Origin of the sequence: Paenibacillus sp. RRE4, from assembly GCF_031844205.1 — a bacterium.
Taxonomy (GTDB): Bacteria; Bacillota; Bacilli; order Paenibacillales; family Paenibacillaceae; genus Paenibacillus; species Paenibacillus xylanexedens_B.
The window spans coordinates 2,482,883-2,505,623 of the sequence record NZ_JAUZUT010000001.1; the positions used below are offsets into that span (position 1 = coordinate 2,482,883).

At 45.1% G+C, this 22,741-nt stretch carries 18 protein-coding genes; 4 read left to right on the forward strand and 14 right to left on the reverse strand.

Going from position 1 to position 22,741, the window contains the following annotated elements; translation table 11 throughout:
• Positions 1 to 38 precede the first annotated feature (38 nt).
• The 9 genes from Q9R46_RS11170 to Q9R46_RS11210 all read right to left on the reverse strand — a co-directional run bounded on the left by Q9R46_RS11170 (position 39) and on the right by Q9R46_RS11210 (position 11,534).
• On the reverse strand, positions 39 to 1,364 hold the full coding sequence (locus Q9R46_RS11170; protein WP_145331387.1) for a 5'-deoxyadenosine deaminase: 1,326 nt from the start codon (positions 1,362 to 1,364) through the stop codon (positions 39 to 41).
• Positions 1,365 to 1,396: 32 nt separating this feature from the next.
• On the reverse strand, positions 1,397 to 1,774 hold the full coding sequence (gene uraH / locus Q9R46_RS11175) for a hydroxyisourate hydrolase (RefSeq protein WP_311280092.1): 378 nt from the start codon (positions 1,772 to 1,774) through the stop codon (positions 1,397 to 1,399).
• A 45-nt stretch (positions 1,775 to 1,819) separates the two neighbouring features.
• Positions 1,820 to 2,329, reverse strand: a complete 510-nt coding sequence (gene uraD / locus Q9R46_RS11180) for a 2-oxo-4-hydroxy-4-carboxy-5-ureidoimidazoline decarboxylase (RefSeq protein WP_311280093.1) — start codon at positions 2,327 to 2,329, stop codon at positions 1,820 to 1,822.
• 300 nt (positions 2,330 to 2,629) lie between these two features.
• Positions 2,630 to 4,246: a PucR family transcriptional regulator gene (locus tag Q9R46_RS11185; RefSeq protein WP_311280094.1), complete on the reverse strand. Its 1,617-nt coding sequence runs from the start codon at positions 4,244 to 4,246 to the stop codon at positions 2,630 to 2,632.
• A 276-nt stretch (positions 4,247 to 4,522) separates the two neighbouring features.
• Positions 4,523 to 7,291, reverse strand: coding sequence for a CHASE3 domain-containing protein (locus Q9R46_RS11190; protein WP_311280095.1), 2,769 nt, complete (start codon positions 7,289 to 7,291; stop codon positions 4,523 to 4,525).
• 196 nt (positions 7,292 to 7,487) lie between these two features.
• Positions 7,488 to 8,876, reverse strand: coding sequence for a class II fumarate hydratase (fumC, locus tag Q9R46_RS11195; protein ID WP_090924818.1), 1,389 nt, complete (start codon positions 8,874 to 8,876; stop codon positions 7,488 to 7,490).
• 157 nt (positions 8,877 to 9,033) lie between these two features.
• Positions 9,034 to 10,044 carry an aldose 1-epimerase gene (locus Q9R46_RS11200; RefSeq protein WP_311280096.1) on the reverse strand — a complete coding sequence of 337 codons (1,011 nt, stop codon included), beginning with the start codon at positions 10,042 to 10,044 and terminating at the stop codon, positions 9,034 to 9,036.
• A gap of 229 nt (positions 10,045 to 10,273) precedes the next feature.
• Complete coding sequence (locus Q9R46_RS11205; protein WP_311280097.1) at positions 10,274 to 11,083, reverse strand: MBL fold metallo-hydrolase; 810 nt, start codon at positions 11,081 to 11,083, stop codon at positions 10,274 to 10,276.
• Positions 11,084 to 11,267: 184 nt separating this feature from the next.
• Complete coding sequence (locus Q9R46_RS11210; RefSeq protein WP_253494269.1) at positions 11,268 to 11,534, reverse strand: hypothetical protein; 267 nt, start codon at positions 11,532 to 11,534, stop codon at positions 11,268 to 11,270.
• Between the two features lie 265 nt (positions 11,535 to 11,799).
• On the opposite strand from Q9R46_RS11210, the gene Q9R46_RS11215 reads away from it, so the two are divergent.
• The 4 genes from Q9R46_RS11215 to Q9R46_RS11230 all read left to right on the forward strand — a co-directional run bounded on the left by Q9R46_RS11215 (position 11,800) and on the right by Q9R46_RS11230 (position 16,128).
• Positions 11,800 to 13,032 carry an aminopeptidase gene (locus Q9R46_RS11215; protein WP_145331401.1) on the forward strand — a complete coding sequence of 411 codons (1,233 nt, stop codon included), beginning with the start codon at positions 11,800 to 11,802 and terminating at the stop codon, positions 13,030 to 13,032.
• Between the two features lie 87 nt (positions 13,033 to 13,119).
• On the forward strand, positions 13,120 to 14,352 hold the full coding sequence (locus tag Q9R46_RS11220; protein WP_311280098.1) for an aminopeptidase: 1,233 nt from the start codon (positions 13,120 to 13,122) through the stop codon (positions 14,350 to 14,352).
• A gap of 266 nt (positions 14,353 to 14,618) precedes the next feature.
• The gene (locus tag Q9R46_RS11225) at positions 14,619 to 15,209 is read left to right on the forward strand and encodes an RNA polymerase sigma factor (RefSeq protein WP_311280099.1); all 591 of its coding nucleotides are present in this window, start codon (positions 14,619 to 14,621) and stop codon (positions 15,207 to 15,209) included.
• Positions 15,187 to 16,128: a hypothetical protein gene (locus tag Q9R46_RS11230; RefSeq protein WP_311280100.1), complete on the forward strand. Its 942-nt coding sequence runs from the start codon at positions 15,187 to 15,189 to the stop codon at positions 16,126 to 16,128. Before Q9R46_RS11225 ends, Q9R46_RS11230 begins: the two co-directional genes overlap by 23 nt.
• Position 16,129: 1 nt before the next feature.
• On the opposite strand, the gene Q9R46_RS11235 is transcribed toward Q9R46_RS11230, so the two are convergent.
• The 5 genes from Q9R46_RS11235 to gerQ all read right to left on the reverse strand — a co-directional run bounded on the left by Q9R46_RS11235 (position 16,130) and on the right by gerQ (position 22,682).
• Positions 16,130 to 16,657, reverse strand: a complete 528-nt coding sequence (locus Q9R46_RS11235; protein ID WP_311280101.1) for a hypothetical protein — start codon at positions 16,655 to 16,657, stop codon at positions 16,130 to 16,132.
• Between the two features lie 236 nt (positions 16,658 to 16,893).
• Positions 16,894 to 18,357, reverse strand: coding sequence for an Msr family ABC-F type ribosomal protection protein (locus Q9R46_RS11240; RefSeq protein WP_311280102.1), 1,464 nt, complete (start codon positions 18,355 to 18,357; stop codon positions 16,894 to 16,896).
• Positions 18,358 to 18,899: 542 nt separating this feature from the next.
• Complete coding sequence (locus Q9R46_RS11245; RefSeq protein ID WP_145332817.1) at positions 18,900 to 20,192, reverse strand: hemolysin family protein; 1,293 nt, start codon at positions 20,190 to 20,192, stop codon at positions 18,900 to 18,902.
• A gap of 306 nt (positions 20,193 to 20,498) precedes the next feature.
• Positions 20,499 to 22,070, reverse strand: a complete 1,572-nt coding sequence (locus tag Q9R46_RS11250) for a sigma-70 family RNA polymerase sigma factor (RefSeq protein WP_311280103.1) — start codon at positions 22,068 to 22,070, stop codon at positions 20,499 to 20,501.
• Between the two features lie 204 nt (positions 22,071 to 22,274).
• The gene (gene gerQ, locus Q9R46_RS11255) at positions 22,275 to 22,682 is read right to left on the reverse strand and encodes a spore coat protein GerQ (protein ID WP_251504651.1); all 408 of its coding nucleotides are present in this window, start codon (positions 22,680 to 22,682) and stop codon (positions 22,275 to 22,277) included.
• Positions 22,683 to 22,741: the final 59 nt, after the last annotated feature.

Consider the following 22,741-nt stretch of genomic DNA (forward strand, 5'->3'; position numbering starts at 1 on the left):
CTGTACTGTTTCGATGGCAACTGTTTCTACGGTTCCGACTATAACCGTTTCATTAGCCGTGCAATGCTTTTATCCGACTCTCGTAATACGATGCCGCGGTCAATGGTTTGTATTTTACGATTGTTCAGCACGATACTGCCATCAATGATGACCGTTTCCACACAGCTACGGGTAGCGGAATAAACGATACGGGAGTAAATGTCGGTCTCATAGGACGGGTACGTATGAAAATCATCAAGGTCCAGCAGGATCATATCTGCCTTTTTGCCGACTTCTAGACTACCAATCTCTCTGGACAACCCCAGCACTTCCGCCCCGCCCATCGTTGCCATGTGTAACACGGTTCTGGCATCCATCACCGTCGGCCCGTGCGGCACCTTCTGGATCAAAGCTGTCATACGCATCTCCTGGAACATATCCAGATTGTTATTGCATGGTGCACCGTCTGCACCGATCCCCACTGCGATCTGCCGGTTCAACAGGTCGGGGATGTCCGCAATTCCGGAAGAAAGTTTCATATTCGATCCGGGACAATGGGTTACTTTGACACCACGTTTACGAATAATCTCCTTCTCTTCTTCACTCAGCCATACACAATGTGCAAGAACCAATCTGGGGGTAGCTAGGCCGATGTGATCCAGATAAACGATGTTCCGCATGCCTCTCTCGTGTTCGACCAGTTCGATCTCTCCACGATTCTCGGAAGCATGGGTGTGCACTTTGACGTGATATTTATTCGAGAGGTCACGTACTTCCGTAAGCAGTTGTTCCGTGCAGGATACAACAAACCTTGGACAAAAAGCATATTGAATACGACCTCCACCGAATCCGTTCCATTTTTCTAACAAATCAACACTTTGTTGCAGCGAATCCGCCGTATTCTCACGCAGAGGCTCAGGAACCTCATCTCCATGATCCATCATCACCTTGCCTGAGATGACCCGAATTCCACTCTGGGCCATCGCTTGAAAAGCCGATTCCGTATGATTCACGGTCTCCATATCCAGAATGGTCGTTGTGCCGCTAGAGATCAATTCGCCTAGGCCTAGCATTGCGGAGTAATACACCGATTCTTCGTCATGTGCCGCTTCTAACGGCCAGATGCGCTTGCGAAGCCAATCCATCAGCTCCATATCGTCTGCACGTCCACGAAACAACGTCTGGCATAGATGAATGTGGGTCTGGATAAAACCGGGCAGTAACACTTTCCCTCGTGCATCAATGACTTGATCTGCCAGGTTCTCATCGATATGCACTGCCATTTCTTTGATTTTGTTATCTTCGATGAGAAGATCTCCCGTAAATACTTCCTCTTCTCTATTCATCGTGACCAATTGCGCGCCTTTGAGTAGAATCGTGCCCATGCCCATCTCCCCTATCCCGTCCTGTCTTTTCTTCAACTTCCCCGGTACGTGCTATATCCCCCCGGTGCTATCAACAAAGGGATATGATAATGGCTTTTTGTGTCTCTTACGGCAAAACGAATAGGGACTTCGGTCCATAATACATGTGACATATCCGTTTGAGCTTGTTGTGCAAAATAGGGTTTAACATCAAAACGCAGTTCATATTCGCCCACTTCCAGCTTTCCTTCATCAAGTAAGGGTGCATCCAAACGTCCATCCGAATTGGTCAACGACTCGGCTACCTTCAGGGCATTCCACTCGTTTCCTGACCATTTTATAAAATAGAGTTCAATCCTCACTCCTGTAGCAGGAGCACCCTTGGATGTATCCAGTACATGTGTAGTAATTCGGCCGGCATTCGCTTGCATCAGGCATTCACCTTCGATCTCTATGTTTAATCCTCTTTCCTCAGATCACGTTGCACGCTTGGTCATCCATTGCTGCAACCGGATTGTGGCAATTTTAAATACTTCATTTAATGCCGTTACGAATTCTTCTTGCTCGCTCCTCTGTAGCCGTTGTCTCATGGAATCAAGAATGGATTCCTTTGTATGGCCCTTCACCGCTAAAATAAACGGAAAGCCAAATTGCCTTGAATACCCCTCATTCAACTGCTTAAGCTCGTTATATTGTGCCGGAGTTAATGAATCCAGGCCAGCGCCCGCCTGCTCCTGAACGGAGCTGGTACTCATGCTGATGCGAGCACCCAAATCCGGATGCTTGCGGAGCAGTTCCAGCTTATCTTCATTCTCCGAGTCAAGAACTTGTTTGGTCATGACCTGTATCATCTCTTCCCAAGAACCGAAGGGCCGAAGCCCTGCAGAACGTTCTGCAATCCACGCAGATTCTTCAAACAGAGAACCAAATTCCTTGATGAACTGTTGATCAGACCAGCCGTTAACGAGATGTATAAGATCATCCATGTCATAACCCCCGGTCTCTATTTAATTAATTGTTCCTCATTCTATTCACTGTTTTAGAATACAGCAACATTATTTACGTCTTTTTGTGATATAACATAACATCAAACAAGTGAATTGTTATCCGCGCACGGAAATTATCTTTAGATGCTGGCTATCTATGTTAATAAACCGCACTCACCGATGAAGGCAGTGCGGTTTTATTAAATTTTGATATAACTCATGATTAACACCTTAAGCATCACTTACATATCACTTACATCACGAGCATCAAGGGCACTCTAACCATGCCAGCGTTAGGGATTACGTACGAACTCTTGCAGGCGCTTTATCTCGCACGAATTTACGGAAGGTAAAGACCAGCTTTAATTTGAGCAGATCATTCGTCTTTTTGAAATCCATTTGCAGCAGACTGCCGATCTTCTCCATACGATAAGTTACCGTGTTGCGATGCACATATAGCTGTTTGGCTGCTTCATTAATTAAGCCATCATTTTCAATAAAAGACTCCAGGGTGCTCATAAGTACCTGATTGGGATCACCGTCTCTGGCAAGTAATGGTTCAAGCACTTTATTACAATAATTCTCCATAATTTGTTCCGGCACGTGTTGGAAAACATACGCAAATTCCAACATCTCAAATTGCAGTGCACGATCCTTCATGCCAAGCCTCTGAGCCAGCTGACGTGTATCCAGACACTCATGGTATGCTTCACGCAGTGAAGTCGGCTCATGTTTCATTTTGCTTATCCAAAAACGAGGCCCCGGTGCACCTTTGGCTTCTTGAGCTGTGAACACATCCCCGAATCGATTCAGGAGAAAGGCGGACAACTCCTCACCATAATCACGCCCGGTCGGACAACTGTAGATGGACAGTATTCCTTCACTCATCTGAAAATGCTGGGAAGCCGTAAATTGCATGAGCGGATTGTACTGCAACTCACGATGAATCTGTTTGAGAAGTTTCCCCTCAGCGAAGACGTTAGGTTCAAGGGTGGTTAGCACACACTGATACGTTTCTTGAAAAAGGTGTACTCCTTTATTTTCGCTCAAAGTCATGAGCTCCTGCATTGTCAATTTCTGATCCATATATTGGCTCAGCAGCGTCCGCATTTCATCCTGAACCGTTGGGTTGATATGCTCGCGGTAGGTCATATCCATGTAAAAGGCGAGCACATCCGCAGCTTGCTGAAACAGTTCCTCCTCCGCTCGCAGAGACAAGGCAGAATCCGTGTACACCAGTAGGAAACCAAACTCCTCATCTTTTTGTTTGATCGGCACTCGATGGCAACTTCCCTGGTTCCATTTCACCCGGTGCATGACTGATTTCCAGGGCCATCCTTGCGTGACCGCCTGGTCCGACATGACGTCATCGTTCGCATAGAGTACGTGCCCTCGCGAGCCGATGACGGCAATCGGATAGTTGAGGATCGTTGACATTTCAGCAAACACATTGCGATGTTGTTGCTGTTGTAAGGCAAACTGCATGAGTTTCTTTTGTTTCTGTACAACTTCATGCAATAGCCGATGACTGCGTTCATGTTCCGCTTTAAACAAAGCGTTCATCTGGTCAGAGAAAGTGAATTGAAACGGAAGCTCCAGAAGTGGCATCCGAAGTCGATCGGCCTCCTCAACGATGCCTTCTGGAATCGATTCCCAGAATCGTCCCAGCTTGATGCCGATTCCCGCACATCCACGTTCGTTCAGACGCTGCATTAATCGAAGCGCGTCTGTCTCACTGTCTTTGATCATGAAAGCAGTCGTAAACAACATTTCTCCAGATTTGATCCAATCTGCAATGTCAGGAGCGTCCATGACGTTGACTGACTTCATCATCCGTGAAGTCCCTTCCCGACCCGCAATCAATTTCGCTTCAGACAGCGGGTATACCTGTAATGCTTCTTTAACGGTAAGCTGCATGGACATGACCTCCCATATATTTAACGTAACTGTGTAAACAAATAGTTTAAAATGGCCTTTTAACTCCTTAACTACATAGATTTAGGGATGAGGAATTGAAACCCTCCAATTATTTGTTAAGTATTATAACATCATTTATCAAAAAGAAGCTTACATGAGAAAAAAAATAAACCTATGCCCTCCTGACAACATCAACATGCTGTCATTAGACATAGGTTCTACATATTTTTAATTAGCGTTTTACGCTCAGACATGGAGTCAAGCAAAGCCGATCGTTCAAATCTCCATCTTTTCTTGACTCATCCATAATTTCATGCGGGATAACACGTCTTTGATATTCAACGGTTTACTGAGATAGTCCGTGGCTCCGGCAGCGATACATTTCTCCCGATCTTCTTTCATCGCTTTTGCCGTGAGTGCAATGATTGGAATCTGAGTCAAACCGAGATGCTCTCTGATCCGGCGGGTGGTTTCATATCCATCCAGTTCCGGCATCATGATATCCATAAGAATAACATCCGGCTGAAGTCCTCCTTGCTCTAACATCTCGAGACATTCCGTTCCATTCTGAGCAGAGATCACCTTCATACCGTACTGCTCCAATGCATTCGCTAGCGCATATACGTTACGGATATCATCATCCACGACAAGAATCTGCCGCCCTCTAAATAACGATTCCTCCAGTGGAGTTAGCAAAATTTCCATTCCCTTCCTTTCCGACTCCATCTGAGGTGATGAAGGGAGGATACGTTCTTCTGCTATAGCACCGGCTGCCTCATAAACAAACAGTCTAGAACCTTGCTCCTCCTGCGAAACCTCTTGACCTTTTCTATAGAGCGGGAGAAACAGCGTGAACACACTGCCTTGGCCCAATCGGCTCGTTGCCGAAATTGAACCGCCAAGTAATGAAGCCAACGATTGAGAGATGGACAGCCCTAGTCCCGTACCGCCATATTTACGCCCCGTTGCTCCATCAGCCTGTTTAAATGCCTCAAAGATCTGGAGCAGTTTATCCTCCGCAATACCGATTCCCGTATCACTAACGGAAAAAGCAATAACTTCGGTTTCCTGATCGGCATGTTCCGGGTCAGTCAAACGCACCTGAGAAATGGTCAGCGCCACTTCCCCTTCGCTGGTGAACTTAAACGCATTCGAGAGCAGGTTTCTAAGAATCTGATGCATCCGCATTTCATCCGTTTCAATCGTAGTCGGAAGTGGACTTTGCAACTGAATACGAAAATCGATTTTTTTCTGTTCAGCTGTTATCAAGAAATACTGATTCATCACTTCAGGCAACGTGTCGAGGTAAACATCATCAAACTCTACTTCCATCTGTCCAGCCTCAACCTTCGACAGATCGAGTATATCGTTAATCAGGTTAAGTAAGTCTTTACCTGATCTGTGAATAACGGCTGCATAGTTCTGCTCCTCACCGCTCAAATGATGATGTTTGTTTTCCGCTAATATCTCGGACAGAATCAACATGCTATTTAGTGGAGTTCGTAACTCATGCGACATATTCGCCAGAAATTCGGATTTATATCCCGAACTGATTCGTAGCTGATCCGCAGTTACTGCAAGCTCTTGAGCTGTATTTTCTGCTGCACCTTTCTGATTCTCCAAGCGTTCATTCAGCATAAATAACTCTTCCGTCTGCATCTGCAATTCTTCTGTCTGAGACTGCATCTCTTCGGTTTGGAGCTGCAGTTTCTCCGATTGTGCTTGTAACTCTTCGTTCAGGACCTGTGATTCATCGTAAAGATGCTGGAGTTCCATCCGGGTGACAGTAGAATGAAGTGAAACACCAAAGATTACCGCCAATTCTTCGATCAAATCTAGGGACTTCTCCGACATAGGCGTCATTGAAGCAAGTTCCACTACAGCAATGGTCTTTCCTTCAAACAGGATAGGAACCACGGTGAGCGAATTTGCCGATGTATGACCCAGCCCGGAAGCTATACGAATGTAATTCTGGGGCAAATCATCCATTCGTAGCACCCTTTGCTCAATCGCACTTTGACCAACCAGCCCCTCACCTGGGGCAAGTGATATTTTGCCAAGAGAGCGTTCCTTCTCACCATCTCCAGCATAAGCGGCTACGCGTAACAACCGGTTGTCTTTCCAGTGATACAGCACACTGTATGGAATCTCCAGCATCACTGCAAGCTCACTCAGGAACAAGCGGGACAACCCCTCCACTGTAGTCGGATTTTGCAAAAGGGTAGCTACGCCCGTAAGTTGATCCTTGACACGATTTTGCTCCTGTACTTCATCTAACAGTTTATTGGTTTCATGACCAAGATCAGCCACTTCATCCTTTGTTCGTACACGAATACGTTGCTTCAAGTTGCCGCCTTTGGAAATATCGCTGATCGTTTGCTTCACCTCTTGAAGCGTTCTCACGATGTTGCCAGAAACAATAAAAGCTGCGGCAATGGACAGCGCTGCAATCAGACCCCACAGGGTGTAGATGATGGTCAGCAAAGTCGAGCTTCGCTCTGCCAAGTCCGTCACCCTTGCTTCTGTCAGCAAAATTTCGGTGTTGCGGAAGGTAGCAAGCTGGGACCGAAGCAGATCAATTTCCGTTTTCCCCGGATCGGACTGAAAAAAAGCGAGAACCTTATCCTGATCCCCTTCTTTCTTGAGCTGAACAGATCGTTCACCGGCAATCTCAATCCAGCGGTTGATATGGGATTTAATATTTTGCAAGCTTTGTTGCTGTGCCGGATTATCACTGATCAGGGCAAATAACTGATCATAATTCGAATTCCATTCGGAAAGGCCCTGATCATAAGGTTCAAGATAACTTTCCTTACCGGTAAGCATAAAACCTCGCTGTCCCGTTTCCATATCCAGTACGTTTTTCTCAATCGCGTTGGTCAGATTATGTACATCCAGATCATGATGACTAATAAAATCATTTTCCTTCTGCAACACATCAATTTGGGCCGAAAGAATCAGTAGTACTACACCAAATAAGAGCACAACCACAAGATAGCCCAATACAATTTTGGAGCGTATCGTAAATCTTCTCGTTTTAGACAACGTGGAACCCTCCAAATATAGACGAATGCTGAATCATTGCATGAAATCTGTTGCATTAGTATTTTATATGTATAGATATCAGCTGACAAGCAAAATATGTGATTACATAAGAAAAACGACCTGCTTTGCAGGCCGCTTTTACGGGACTTTATTCATAGATATTTAGAATTGACACTTATAGGAGTTTAAAATCAGTTTAGGCCTTTGGTGCAATCATTTTAGCCGGGTCTACATATTGATCGAATTGTTCCTCTGTAAGAAGTCCGGTTTGTAACGCCGCTTCCTTCAGGGACAAACCTTCTTTATGAGCAAGCTTTGCAATTTTAGCTGCATTCTCATATCCAATATGAGGATTGAGTGCAGTTACCAGCATAAGCGAGTTATCCAGATTGTGTTTGATCTGATCCAGGTTCGGCTCAATACCCACTGCACACTTGTCATTAAATGCAACAATAGAGTCAGCAAGCAACTGTACAGACTGCAGGAAATTATAGATGATGACAGGCTTGAATACATTCAGTTCAAAATTACCTTGGCTCGCCGCGAATCCAATCGCCGCATCGTTACCCATCACTTGTGTCACAACCATCGTGATCGCTTCGCTCTGTGTCGGGTTCACTTTACCTGGCATAATCGAGCTGCCCGGCTCGTTCTCAGGGATACGAATCTCTCCGAGTCCGCTACGCGGACCGCTTGCGAGCCAGCGTACGTCATTGGCGATTTTCATCATATCTGCTGCAAGCGCTTTTACTGCACCGTGAGCATACACCACTTCATCATGGCTGGTCAGAGCGTGGAATTTGTTCGGTGCAGATACGAAATCTTTACCTGTATGTTTACCAATCTCCTTGGCTGTTAGATCACCGAAGTCAGGATGCGCGTTAATTCCGGTTCCTACAGCCGTACCCCCAATCGCAAGCTCCTTCATGTACTCTACGCTTTCGCGGATCATACGTTCACTCTTACCGAGCATAGCTTCCCAGCCGCTAATCTCTTGGCCAAGCGTAATTGGCGTAGCATCCTGAAGGTGAGTACGTCCAATTTTGATGATATCCTTAAACGCTTCCACTTTTTCCGCAAAAGTCGCTTTCAACACCGCAATCGCTGGCAACAACTGATCTTCCACCGCAAGAACGCCCGCGACATGCAGCGCTGTTGGGAAGGTGTCGTTGGAGCTTTGCGACATATTAACATCATCATTCGGATGCAGGCGCTCTTCTTTACCTTTTTGCTCCAGCAGTTGATTACCCAAGTTAGCAATGACTTCATTCACGTTCATGTTGGATTGAGTACCGCTACCCGTCTGCCATACAACCAGTGGGAAGTGATCATCAATACGTCCTGCAATAATCTCGTCAGCCGCATAAGCAATCGCATCTGCTTTCGCCGCTGATAATTTGCCTAATTTATGATTACTGGCAGCAGCACTTTTCTTTAAAATGGCCAGAGCACGCACCAATTCCATCGGCATATGCTCGCGTCCAATCGGGAAATTTTCCTTACTGCGCTGCGTCTGAGCGCCCCACAGCCTGTCGGCTGGTACTTTCATTTCGCCTAGCGTATCTCTCTCAATGCGGTATTCCACTTGCTTGTCCTCCTCCAAAATGTTGGTCTGGGTCTCTACAAAGCTTGTGTATCTCGTCATATTATACATGATTTACGAACAGGTTTTCACCTTTTCGACAAAATTGTAAGCGTAGCGCAAAACGAATAGGTCGGAAGCGAGTTCAATCTATCCCGTTTTATTTTTGAGCAGCAATCGGATACAAACGGCTGGTTTGTTCATACAGTTCACCTGGCTGTAATCCAACGAGACCACTCTCTTCTGGGGAAACCCCTTCCACATTCGGGGCATTAACCAGATTCATCTGTGGTTCCGGACAGAAAAATTCATTGCAGGCATTGTTGTTCCAGATCATCCAATGTTTATAGGACGTGCCTACATCGTACACCAGTTTGTCTCCTGTGCGATGATCTGTCAGTTCCATGTAATTGCGGCCATTTTGCGGCTCAGCAGTATAGTGGTTATCCATCGCTGCAAAAAACGGATTAACTCCGCCCTGTTTAAGTTGTTCTTCCTCCGGTGTAAGCGGTTGAAATTGTCCTGTCGGCAACGAACGCTCGTTTAATTCACGGCGCTGGCCAATCGTCACTTTGGCTGTATAATCCGAAAACTGGCTATCCGGTGCAAAAGGAACTTTGATTGCTGTATGGAAAGCAAACAGGTTCGGCATATATTCTGAGCCCGTATTGTTCACGATTAACTGCTGCTGCAGACCATGACTGCTCAATGAATAACGAAGCGTTACACTGAAGGTAAACGGCAGATATTTGTAAAAAGCATGGCCTTCTCCGATGTTTTGGCTGAGCGTAACATAGCTCTCCAGATCGTTAGAGCCGAATCCCTCAACCGTCCACGGCGCATCATGCAAAAATCCGTGCAAATGGTTGCCTGTTGCAGGTTCGTTAATCGGCAGTTGATAGACTTTGCCATTCCATGGGAAACGTCCGTCTTCATACCGGTTTGGCGGAGATAGAATCGGAATACCATATACGGCAGGCGCCGCCATAAATTCATCCATCTGATCCTGATCCGGCTCGCGCAGGTAGCTGTATCCTTTTTCCGTATCCCGAAAAGCTACCAGGTTCGCGCCAACGCTCGGAATAACCGCTGCTTCAAATGAACCAAAGCGTAGCCATACCGCGGGAATGCCGCCAAATTGTTCTTCAAACGCTGTATTCTGTTGTGTCATCGTTATATGTACCTCCTGCATACTAAGGTTATATTATACGGCTCGACTATATCATGATTGCGCATAAAAGAACAATCTGAGATCGAGAACAAATTAAACATGCGAGCGCAAAAGAGCGCAAAACAAAAGACAGCTGCTCAATCAGCTGCCTTGATCACTCTTTGTTAGACTTGACTTTGTTGATCTTTATCGTTTTTCAAGACACTCACGAGTGAGTGTCTATGTGGTCTCATTCAACATACTTGCCCTGCTTGGGTACCATATTTTCTTCAAAATGCATGTCGAGATCCCTTAGCGATTCATGTAACATCTCTCCGCTTAACATATGTCCATGCCCTGTCACAATCATCCTCGGTTCGAGTTGTCTGATACGGTGAACCGATTCGTGCGCTGCCACCCAATCGGTTGTAAAGTAAGCAGGAGGGCCGTGTAACTGTTTGTCCTGAAGCAGAACACTCCAGAGCGATTCCTGTTTGACCGAGATGATTGCATCACCCGCAATCAGTAATCGATCTGTTTCGCGGAACAAAGATATATGCCCCGGTGTATGACCTGGCGTATGAATCCAGTTCCAATCCTTTGCGCCGGGCACCGTATGATCTTGGGGTAGACTGAATACCCGATCATCCAGATTAATCGCTTCGTTTGGATACGTAAATGACAACTGCGCCATAAGGCCCCCACCCACGGAAGGGTCTGCAGGAGGATAATTTTTCAAACCTGTGAGATAGGGTATCTCTGACGGATGAGCGTATACCGGCACTCCCCAGAATTGCTCCAGTTCAATTACCGTTCCCACATGATCAAAATGACCATGCGTTAAAATAATGGCAGACGGCGGACCTTGAAAACGCTCGGTTGCCACATCAACAATGTGATTCGTGAATTTTGACATTCCTGTGTCCACGAGGACCCAGCTCCTGCTTCCCGGTTTTCCAATGAACACGACATTCACAAAAAGGGTACGCAAGCTCAAAATATCAGGAGCAATTTCCTGGGCGCTTGTCATTCCTGATGTAATCAGATTGTCAGATGCCATTCACGATTACCTCCCATCAGGCGAATTGTCTCTCTGGTTTAGTTCATCTCGTAGACTTCCCTTTCCTGGAACATCTATTCGGAATCTCAAAAATAAAAATAGACGGCACGAGCCCTACTCAGGGCACACACCGTCTAGTATAGTCAGGTAACTCGGACAATAGAACAAGAACATTTACTTTACGTTAAGCGGGGTATGCATCCAAGGCTGCATCAAGCAATTGATTGTACAAATCATCGTCATTTTCAAGCAATTCGTCCATTTTTAGCAGCTCTTCTTCGTCACCCGATTGTTCCGTGAAGTGCAGGCTATAATCCCAATCCTTGCCGTTCTTGCTCATAAACGTAATTTCATATACGGATTTATCACCATCTGTCTTGAACACCGTGCTTCCTACGAAACTTTTTTCATCCTCACGACGCATTTCTGCGCGAATAATTTCAATACTCACTTTTATACTCTCCTTTAATCTCTCGTTTAAAGCCTCACTTCAATAAATCTTCGATTCAAGCGTCCAAAAAACTCTCTTTTGGTGCTTTTCTCCAACTTTCTGGCAAAGCTGTTTGGTAATTATTATTGGTTAATTGTACAATATATATCGTAGCAACGTATACATTATTCAATGAAGGCCCTATGCTGAATCCTCACAAACTTCAAAGAGGACTATAATAGACCGCCAGCTACGATATTCATATCACATTGGAGGAAAAAATAGCATGAACAATTTTGAATCGAATCTGCAACAATATGCTGAACTGGCTGTCAAAGTAGGTGTCAATGTCCACCCTGGACAAACATTAGTCGTAAATGCGCCAATCACGGCAGCTCATTTTGTACGATTGATCGTTAAAGCTGCCTACAACACGGGTGCAAAACTGGTCAAAGTCAACTGGAGTGACGAAACCGTTACCCGTCTTCATTATGATCTAGCGCCGGATGAGGCGTTCTCCATTGAGCCTAAATGGTTTGCAGGTGAAATGACGGAGCTTGTTGAAGAAGGTGCGGCAATCCTGCACGTTATCGCGGAAAATCCGGATCTGCTAAACGGAGTTGCACAGGATCGCATCGTAACGAGTCAGAAAGTGCGCGGCAAAGCGCTAGAGAAATATCGTGCCTATCAAATGGCTGATAAATTCAGCTGGTCGATCGTTGCTGTCCCTTCCCCTGAATGGGCCGCTAAAGTATTCCCGGATCTGCCTGAAGCGCAACAAGTAGACCGTCTGTGGGATGTTATTTTTAAAACGGTACGAATCGGTGAAAAGGATGCTGTCGCAGAATGGAAAACTCACCTGCAAAACCTTGACTCCCGCGCTGATCTGCTGAACAGCAAAAAATATAAAAAACTTCACTACACCGCGCCGGGTACAGACCTGACGATTGAGCTTCCCGAAGGTCATATATGGGTATCCGGAGGCAGTGTAAACGAGCAAGGACATGTATTTATTGCCAATATGCCTACAGAGGAAGTCTTCACGGCTCCGCTGAAAACCGGTGTGAATGGTACCGTCCGCAGTACGAAACCACTCAGTTACGGTGGCAATCTGATTGACGGCTTCTCTCTCACATTTGAGAATGGACGCATTGTTGACTACACTGCTGAGCAAGGTCTGGACGCGCTGAAAAACCTGGTCGAAATGGATGAAGGCGCACATTATCTAGGCGAGGTTGCCCTTGTTCCACATCAATCTCCAATTTCGGACACGAACATTCTGTTCTACAATACATTGTTTGATGAGAATGCATCCAATCACTTGGCAATTGGTAATGCCTACGCTTTCTGTCTGGAAGGCGGCAAAACGATGTCCAAGGAAGAGCTGATCGAACATGGCATGAACTCCAGTCTGACTCACGTTGATTTCATGATTGGTTCAGGTGAGATGAACATCAACGGCGTAACTTCCGAAGGTGCAGAAGAACCGATCTTCGTGAACGGCAACTGGGCATTCTAATTTGCTCCATGCATAAGAGAGGAGATTTCTCCTCTCTTTTCTGTGTCTGAATTGTACTTACATTTGAGGATAATGGAGGGGAATACAATGTTAAGTTTTGAACAAAAGCTGGATCGATACGCTGCACTCGCCGTCAAAGTCGGGGCAAACGTGCAGCCGGGGCAGATTTTTGTCATCAATGCCATGATTGATGCGGCACCACTTGTACAATTGCTCGTACGCAAAGGATATGAAGCCGGGGCCAAACAAGTTATCGTGAAATACTCCGATGAAACGGTCAACCGTCTTCGCTTTGAAATGGCCCCCAAGGAGTCCTTCGAGGAACTTCCAAAGTGGCATGCGGCAGAGATGGAGGAACTTGCTGAGAATAATGCCGTTTTTCTGACGATTTTATCCTCCAGCCCTGATCTGATGAAAGGCATTGATCCGGCTAGAATCTCGGCGAACCAGCGCTCCTTTGGTCAGGCAATGGCTAAGTATCGTCAGTATCTGCAAGCTGATAAAATGAGCTGGACTGGCATTGCTTGCCCTTCACCGGATTGGGCGGCCAAGGTATTCCCTGATCTCCCGCAAGCAGAACAGATGAATCAGCTCTGGGATGCGATATTTGCCGCAGTACGCGCAGACGTTGAAGATCCGATTGCTGCGTGGGAACAACATATTGAACGACTGGAGTCTCGAGCCGTCGCGCTCAATAACAAAAAGTACCATGCACTACATTACATCTCCCCGGGAACGGATCTTACGATAGAGCTCCCTGAAGGACATATTTGGGCGCAGGCTGGTAGCGTAAACGCACAAGGTACCCCTTTTGTAGCCAATATTCCTACGGAAGAAGTGTACACCGCTCCAGCGAAATACGGTGTGAACGGCACAGTGGCGAGTACCAAACCACTAAGTTACGGCGGTAGCATTATTGACCGATTTACACTTACGTTCGAGAAGGGACGGATTGTGGACTTTCATGCAGAGGAAGGTCAGGAAACGTTGGAACGTCTCATTTCCATGGATGAAGGTTCTCATTACCTCGGTGAAGTTGCACTTGTACCTTTCCACTCTCCGATCTCGGAAAGCGGCATCCTGTATTACACAACGCTTTATGATGAGAACGCATCTTGCCATCTGGCAATTGGCAGTTCTTACGCTTCCAATATCGAAGGAGGCAAAACCATGTCTCCCGAAGAGCTTGCGGAACGCGGTATGAACTCCAGCATTACCCATGTGGATTTCATGTTGGGTTCTTCGGAGACTGACATCTATGGCATTACAGCGAGTGGTGACCGTGAACCGATTTTCCTGAAAGGAAACTGGGCCTTTTAAAAAAGAAACTTTATGTACCCACGATTTCATATCTATATCTATCGTTGCGGTAAACACTTTAAATTGTACAGGCGATTTTGCTGCCATGGATTCCATGGTTTGCATAATCGTCTGTGTTTTCTTTTTCAGCAAACGTCAAACAGGGTCGGAACTCCCTCTTTTCAGGTCTGTAATCAGGTCTATCGGACATTGTAACGTTTCCATAATCTGTTGTAAAATGTAATGATACCAATGTTTGTGGACTGTTGACCAGAAAGGAGAACACCATGGCCAATCGGCTCCAGCTTTTACTTGCATCCGATTTTCATCAATTAGGACCTGTACTTCAGGAAGAAGTCTATTATGAATACTATAATATGGTGTATGGATTAATCGTATATATCATCAAGGAACGTGCAGCGGCAGAAGATATTATTCAGGAAGCTTTTATTAAAATCATTAAAAACAAACCCCTCTTCGAAGACGAGGTTAAACTTAAAGCCTGGCTCAAAGTAGTCACCCGGAATACCGCAATAAATTATTTGAGAAAAAATAAAAATAACCGTAACCAACTCGACGCGGACAGTGTCTTTATAGATATAGAGACGATGAATCAAACCGCTGTTTCGGTTGAAAACATAGTCGAGACTCAGATGATGCAAGAATCCATTGAGCGTTACCTCTCTCAGCTGAAGCCGGAATATCGCGTTCTGGTTGAGTTACGGTGGAAAGAAGGCTTTTCTTATCGGGAAATTGCTGAATTGTTGAGCACCACAGAAGACATTGTGAAACAGCGATTATTCCGGGCAAGAGGTAGTATCAAAAAGAAACTACATAAGGAATGGGGTGGAAGCATTGAGCAAAGGCAAGCTAGATAAGCTTGAACAACCATTCGAATCAGGTCTGGAAGATGAATACTTTGATGCAGCGTTTGAGCAGGCGTTTGATGAAGCTTTCCAGCAAGCTGCCTCCGCCCCCTCTGCCGCCCGTACAGAATCCATGCAGCAATCCTGGCAAAAGGTACATAAAGAGATCGAAAGAATTGGCGCACGTAAACGTAAAATACGCACCTTCAAGCTATCGGGCATCGTGGCAGCTTCTGTGACCATTGGAGCCGTTATTTTCAGTCTGCCCTCCGGAACACAAGCCGTATCTCCTATTGTTCAATCGATCAAGAATTGGAGTAATGGCATGAAATCGATCATGGTTGAGGATAAGTCTGTAAATCTGAGTCCCGATCCCTCAACCGCCAAAACACCGCCACCACCTGACCTTGAATCGAGCACAATTATCCATGATGAAGCGGAAGACATTCCTGCCTTTGAACTCAACAAACATGTTTTTCGCCCCGTTGCGGTTACGGAAAAGATCGCTCGTGATGGATTTATCGGTGAATTTATTATATCCAAAGCCATTCCTGCCCGTTTTGACAAGATAAAATATGAACTCGTACTGGATACAGAGAATCCCGTCAATCCTGACAACTATTACGAGTCCGATATGATGAGGGTGAAATACTCCATCCAGGGTAAAAGTGATACAGACGAGCTTATCCAGTTCGATTATGAATACGTTAAGCCAGGGCAGTCTCTTGAGAAAACATCACTGCAGAAGAGCACTGTTGTGAAGCTTGCAGATGATAGTGAAGCACTCATGTATGTTGGACCACCCTTCAATTCTATTCAGTGGATGACAGGTTCTCTAAGTATGAGTCTGTTTGGAACCGTGACTGAAGAGGAGATGCTTGCAATCGCCAACGATTTTCTGGAGCAAAATTCTCCTGCCAAATCAAAATAAATTAAAACAATACACTAGGCGATGTATGTGTAGACTGATCCAATGTCATCCCATCATGAGCAGTATGAACACTAGTGACACGATAATAATAACCGGATGTGACCTCCCAATCCGAATTGGATCGAAGAAGATTCGTTTGGGTCTGTGTCGAGGAGCTGCCTCCGAACGTTACCCAAGCTGTTCCTGTCCAGCGCTCCAATCGATAATTCACAGACAAGGTTTTCATGTCTTTGAATGTTCTAGTCGCTGTTTTTACGATGGCATGAAGTCCGTCTCCGCGTGTTAATGTACAAGTCGCCTGATAGATATGTACGGGTTTGGCAGCCCTTGATTGGAGAAAATACTCCTGAGGCTCGAGTGGCGGCGGAGCGGTTCGAGCTCCCGATGTCACGTTGATGATCGGACTTGCAACTGCGGACGGATCGGCAGACAGGATAAGAAAAACTGGCGCAGTCAAAGCCAGAACCAGACTTACTTTCAAGATTGGCGTACGGCATATTTGTCTACCTCGTCTAAGAATATTATGCATCTTCATTCCTCCTCAGCTCTGTTTTGATTTTTGGTGTAATCTATTAAACGGACGGAATGGATAACTGGTTTCAAAAAAATAAGGACGCCCGATGGTTCAATCGGTAGCGTCCTTTAAACATTTTCCAGATAAATAAAATCGTGAAACCTAAAATAATCCATCTCGTATGATGAAGAATAGGCTTCATTCGGCGGAATCTAAATCTACTTTATGCAAACAGCAACATCATTTTCTGATTATCTGATTCGAACAATTTGGTTATGCTCTATAGAATATACCTGATCAGCCACGTTCTCGATAAAACGTGCATCATGTGAGATGAAAACAATCGTGCCTTCATAGCTTTTCAACAAGTGCTCCAACGCCTCCATTGCAGGAATATCAAGAAAATTACTCGGTTCATCCATAAGCAAAATATTGTATCGGCCAAGTAAAACTTTCGCCAGCTGCAACTTCATGATCTCGCCGCCGCTTAATACAGCTAGCCGCTTGCGTATATCATGCTGAGAAAATCCGAGAGATGCTAATACAGCTCGAATCTCAGGCACCTGATAGTCACAGTTCTCCTGCATGAATTCCATGACGACCTGATGGCGGTCAAGTGTGTATGCATGTTGTGCAAGATAACCGATCTCTACCTTAGGAGATATGGTGATGCCCTGTTCACGGTTTAAAATCATGTTAAGCAACGTAGTTTTCCCTGCACCGTTCGCACCTGTCAGCGCGATCTTGCCCCCAAGCGGAAATTGAAAAGAAGCGTTTTCCAAAATGACAGTATCACCAAATCTTTTATTCATCTCTTTTCCTATAATCGGAAATGGACTGTGAAGTCCTGATGTATGACTCTGACGAAAGTGAATCGTACGATGCATCTCCGGTGCTTGGACATCACCTAACGCTTCAATCCGTTGTTCCAGATTTTTGGCGGCTTGATGAAGTTTCTTTTGTTTACTCCCCACAGATTTCTGATGGGCAAGTCTGCCACCTTGATCAGAGCTATTTTTCCTTGCGGCCCCTTTCTCTTTCTGATCGATTTTCCGAGCCTGATTCTTTTTTTCAGACATCGCTTTTTCCAGTCGTCCCCGTTCATTGACATATTGCTGATACTGGATTTCCTGCTTTTTCTGGTTTTCTTTCTTCTGCGCCAAGTAATCGGAATATCCACCCCAATACTCGGTAATTTTCCCATCCTTCAGTTCCCAAATTTTATCAACCACCTGATCCAGAAAATACCGATCATGACTGATAACCAGCAACGCTCCCGTATAAAAAGAGAGCTGATGAATCAGGAAATGGATTGCCTCTGAATCGAGATGGCTCGTGGGTTCATCCGCAAAAATACCGTGCACTGACTCAGACAAAGCCTGAGCAATTTTGAACCGTGTTTCCTGCCCGCCACTCATTTGATCAGCATCTACATCGTTTATTCCAAGCTTACCCGTTAATGCATAATCCATTTCCCCCTGATCTCCGGCCTGCTCCATCTGCGGAATATAAGAAAAACTGCCGTTCCTAAGCACTTTCGCACAAGATTCGGGAATCTCACCCAGTAATACTTTTAACAATGTGCTCTTGCCCGCCCCATTAGCGCCAACCAAGCCGATCCGGTCATATTCATAAAGCTCCAAATGTTCAATATTGAATACTTCACGGCCCGAATATTCCACTACAATTTCTTTTGCTTTAATTAACAAACTCATTATAGGTTCCTCCTTCAAAAATCGCAGTTTTCACGCTCGCAGGATGACCTGCGATTTAAGAAGAGGATTATATAAAGAAATACCAATGCATATATCTCATGAGGTCTTCCCTCCTTTCTATGTCAGCTATTAAGGATGTAATAAAAAATGCAGATCCAAGCCCACTGTGGACTTAAATCTGCATTACTCACGTGTAGAAGACACCTCGAATCAGCATAGCACAAATAAGCTACCCTATTCGAAACCTATGTCTTTCCATACGTAAAATAAGCAAATCAAAAAAGCCCACAATTGTGGAAAAATCCGCTTTTTTGACCTGCTTATCGAAGACGCATGGAATGAATCATAGGAACGAGCCTCCTCTTCTTTTATTAAATTGAATATTACCATGAGGTTCTTCCAGCGTCAACCAGCCAAGAAACTTGTTAGGGAGCAATCAAAAAAGCCGCTAAATAGTAGCGGCTTACATGTAAGGAACCTTTTAAGAACTTTTAAGAAACGTCGGTATACTCAAAATCTTGAATTTCATGCTCACTGAGAAGCTAAGCTCCTTCTTCTTCAACCAGCATTTCAAGCTTCATCACATGTACACGCGAGATTCGCTTGTGTTCCGTCTCCTCGATAATAAACAAATACCCATCATATTCAACGGATTGGCCAATTTCAGGCGGAATCGCATCCACTCTGGAATATAACCAGCCGCCAATCGTATCGTAATCCGTTCGATCCATCTCAATGCCGAATCGTTCACTAACTTCTTCAATCAGCATTAATCCGTCAATCGAGTATTCCATTTCATTCACTTGTTCAATGGTTGGACGCTCCTGATCAAATTCATCCTGAATCTCACCAACAATCTCTTCCATGATATCTTCAAGCGTGACCATACCGGATGTTCCCCCGTATTCGTCGATCAGAACAGCAATTTGTGTTTTGCTACGTTGCATACGCTTGAGCAGATCACTAATTAACGTCGTATCGGGCACAGCCAGAATCGGACGAATCACGGATATGGTATCTGTTAACTGTGAACGCATCAGATCCTTAATGTGAATAAAGCCGATAATATGGTCCTTGTCTCCGTTATATACCGGATACCGGGTACGCATGCTTTCGCTCGCAATCTCCATATTTTCGAGCATGGACTGATTGGCGTTCAGACAGATCATTTCCGTCCGCGGAATCATGATTTCACGGGCGGTTGTATCCGTAAAATCAAATATATTATCAACAAGTGCTAATTCAGTGTTATCAATTAAACCGCTCTTATTGCTTTCTTTCATGAGAATACGTATTTCATCTTCACTATGCGCTTCATCCAGTTCTGAAGCAGGTGCCATCCGAAACAGTCTGAGCAAAGCATTAGCCATGCCGTTCAGTACCCAGATAAACGGATACATCAATTTGTAAAAGAACGTCAGCAGTGCCGCAGACCACAGTGTAATGGCCTCTGACTTGCGGATTGCCATCGTTTTGGGAGCCAGTTCACCCAGAACAATATGCAAAATCGTAATAATGACAAACGCAATGACAATCGAGATGCCATGCACATATACAGGACCCAGTCCAAATGCCGTAAATACAGGCTCCAGCAGTCGTGCAATGACGGGCTCTCCCAGCCATCCGAGTCCAAGTGAAGCTAACGTAATACCTAGCTGGCAAGCTGATAAATACGCATCCATATTACGTATAATGTTTGACGCATATTTCGCATTGCGATTACCCGCTTCTACTAAAGCCTCAATTCGGCTGCTCCGCACCTTGACCATTGCAAATTCTGCCGAGACAAAGAAACCATTCATTAATACCAGTAAACCAATTAAAATCAAACTCATAATACTCGGTAAGGGGTCACTCAAATGTTCTTCCTATTCGCCGTGATCGTTCGGCAAATAGGTCCACCTCCTTCGAAAATGTAGGATATTAGCCATTCTGCCGTTCATATGCAATTTCAACTTCCCAATGCTTCCACCTCCTGCTGTTTACGCCATAATAACATGGATATACTTCTTTTATTATATAATTCTACACTACACAGTCAATCCGTGTCCTATGACACCTAAAGGCCAAATCGACAAAATCCGTTTACAAAAGTAGCAATTTCGTTGTTTTATTCACATTTTATAAATACAGGCAGTTCTTTAAATCTCACATAACATCTTTTCAGTTGAGTTCCAGCGCCAACTGGATGGATGATTTTTTCCAATAAGCAATCCGCCAACCCAATATTCATTCTCACTCAAGATACTCCAGTCGATTTCACCATTTAACGCCTGAACGCCCCGTTCCGTCAACGACATCACAGCATCATGAAATGCCTGATCATGCTCATTAAACATCGGAAAACTTGTGGCTCCTGTCATTCGAATGAGTGCATGTGGGCCTTCAGACATCCTTTTCAAATGAGCCCAGTATTCCAGATCACCCATGCCGAGCACATGTAGCTTGTCTCCTACCTTACGAAACAGGTCATGTGGACGATGAATACCTGCTCTGATGGTTTCCAATGTAGTCTGTTCAATACTACCCAAGCCATTGGTTACGGAAGGCAACCTGGACAGATGCGCCTCGAATGCTGCTTTTGCAAATGGGAGTTCTTTCATTCCGGACTTTAAGTATTCTTGATGCAACCGAATGTCAGATGAGCTGTACGCTTCCCAGAACTGTTTACCAGCCTGAAGTTCCTGTTTTTCAATGACATGCCAGTTGCCTGACAAACTTCCGATCTGCTTCGGAGTAAGCTGTCCCAGTCCTCTGAAATGCTCTACCTCGGGATACGAATCGATGCAAAGGAGATTCAGACGTATATTTTGTAGATCTTGGCCGCTAAAATAATGTAGCAAATAGGATAACATCGTTTGATCATAAAGGTCATACTCGAACCATAACACAATCTCTTTATACTGTTGTAACGAACGAAGCTTCTCGTCTAATGAATCAATCTGCAAATACACCTTCTGGGGTATGCCCAGTTCCTCCTCCAAAACAACAGCACGATGCTGACGAGCGCTCCTGTCCGCCATAGCTGTAGTTACAGGACCATACGTATACAATTCCCTCCAGACGAGAATGTCTCCTTGTATATCGCTTTCCCGTAAGCGATTGGCCGCATGATCCCCATTCATAATATGCAACATGCCTTTTCCTCCTTCATGAAGTTCATTGAACACGGATGCCAGATTTCGTATAGGCAGTGAACGCTTGAGTTTTGTTCGTGCATCAAACAGCCTTTTCTTTAATGCAGATACATTCACACCAAGAAAGTCCGATATTTCTTTAAGCGTGTAGCCTTGAAAATAAAACAGTTCAACCACAACTTGCAGTGATGATGGCAACTGGGCAATTGAACGACGTAGCGTCTCCTGTAGCTCCTTCTGGATCGCCTGAGCTTCTGGATTACGGGTCTGATCTTCTTCAAGGAATACTGTCTCTACTTCTTGTATTGGAACCACCGAATGCCGCTTGCGTCTGAGCCAGCGATAACATTGCCTTTCTACAATGATTTTGAACCATCCCGGAAAGGCTTCCGGCTTCTCCAATTTGAACAGATTAGCGAATGCTTCGGTAAACGCCTCCTGTACAACATCTTCTGCACCATGTTCATCCTGTAACTGCTGATAGGCCACAGCAAGTGCCATTCCGCGAAAATGCGTCACCAGTTGCTCATAAGCTTCCGTTTCTCCCTGCATTGCTCCTTCAATCCATGATTTCAATACCGCGGACTCCCTTCATCTGTCGTTCATTGCTGCCTGAACTTGTATATCTATTGCTTCTTTTGTGTTCTCATATGTAAGTGCCTTGAACTCTTGATTAGGTTACTTTATTTTCGACTACAAATGCAAAAGCCGTCCTGCCTGCAGATGTGCACTGCATTCAGGACAGCATGGATAGACTTATGTGTCGGTATTAACGAAGAATTAACGTCTGCTTGGCGCTTGCGGATAGTTGCCAACAACACCCGGATATTGATAAAGCAGCGGCTCATCAAACGTTGCATAGTCGAAGTTCACCATCAGCAACATGATTCTTCTGCCTGTTTTAGGATCACTGATAATGATGTGGTCACGTCCAGCTGCTTCGATAATCCCTTGGAAAATACGAGCATTCCATTCTTTGTTTCCTTCGTATGTCATGTAGAATGTACCGAATTTACCCAGGTTTAAACGTAAAATATTTTCAATGTACGATTGCTCAAACTGTGGAGCTGTAGTGGAAACGACCGTTCCTGACGGTGTCATCGGGCTTCCGCTGGATACGAGTGGCGGTACGCTGGTGGAGCTAGGAGACACCATCCCAGGTGATACCATGCCGGGTGTTGGTGCCATCGACGGCATGCCATTACCGACTTTGTAAGCCGTTCCCTGAACTTGAGAATTCGCTTGTG